Source organism: Psychrobacter sp. 1Y4 (genome assembly GCF_051847555.1).
In genome coordinates, this window is the sequence record NZ_JBPYDE010000090.1 from 1 (window position 1) to 1,245 (window position 1,245).

Genomic DNA, 1,245 nt, shown 5'->3' on the forward strand with positions numbered 1-1,245 from the left:
CAGGATGGGCGATGACCCTGACTGCAATGGTCTGATGCTCACCCATTATCCATGAGGGCATCGTGGTCGAAAGTGTCTGAGGAATGGGTAATAACCAAGTATGCGCTTGGCGATTTTGTAGCTCGCCATCATTAACATCTGGCTGCCAGCTATCGATAATTTGCTGGCGCTGGGTATTATTTAAAGGGGCTAGTAGAGGTGACAAACGCTCTACGCTATCGGTAATGACGATCATGCCTTTGGCTTGCGGACGTTGTTTGATATCCAAGATACGCTGCACAGCGGCTGTATTATAAGGGTCGCAACCGATACCCCAAACGCTTTCTGTTGGGTATGCAAGCAGCTTTCCTTCCTTAAGCCAGTTTGCAGCTTGTGTGGCAGAGTCAGTGATAAAAGGTATAGATTGGCTCATAGCTTACATATTTCATGCTGGAATAGAGACACTAATAATAGCACAAGAGACAGGCTGACTAAGGTAGCGATATTTAGAATCCATCTACTTATTTTCATGCGATAGTTAGGAGTGACGATACGCTATACACGTAAATAGCGTCCGCCTTGCACACTGATGACGCCCATTAGCTCAAGTTCCATCAGCTGTCCAATCAGTTGTGGTGGCGCAAGCTTAGTGGCAATAATAAGCGCATCTAAATCCTGTCCATGCCAATCGAGCTGCTCATAGATCTGTGTTAAATGCTCAGGGACAACGATCGCGCTACGAGGGGATTTGATATGAGAAGGTTCTGGCTGACTGACCGTTGTGACAGAGCCCGTCTCTACATTTAACGCGTCAGAGGATTGAGTGACCTTCGATTGGTGTCTATTAGCGCTTGTAGTAATATCTGTTGGTCTATACGAGCGCTTATCATAATCAAGCTGACCATTGACGTCCTCTAACACCTGCTGAGGATGATAAATCAACGTCGCCCCTTCACGTATCAGATGATGGCAACCTTCGGCATTGCTATTGTCAATATGACTTGGAATGGCAAAGACTTGTTTGCCTTGCTCAGAGGTTAGACGGGCAGTAATGAGAGAGCCACTTTTGATCGTCGCTTCGGTCACAATAGTGGCCAGACTCAGCCCAGCTACCAGACGGTTACGGCGCGGAAAGGTATGTTTGTGCGGCTGAGTATGCGGTAGTAGCTCACTAATAATGCAGCCACCTTGCTCGATGATTTGAGCAAATAATTGGTCACGGTGATTGGGATAATTCACATCAATCCCTGTCCCCATCACGCCGAT

The 1,245-nt window shown here is 47.1% G+C and carries 2 protein-coding genes; both read right to left on the reverse strand.

Going from position 1 to position 1,245, the window contains the following annotated elements:
* A partial coding sequence (locus ACS8FC_RS14400) for an L-threonylcarbamoyladenylate synthase (RefSeq protein ID WP_439297264.1) occupies positions 1–412 on the reverse strand: 412 nt, incomplete at its 3' end.
* Positions 413–534: 122 nt separating this feature from the next.
* The coding region (locus ACS8FC_RS14405) for a DNA-processing protein DprA (RefSeq protein ID WP_439297265.1) at positions 535–1,245 on the reverse strand (711 nt) is incomplete at its 5' end.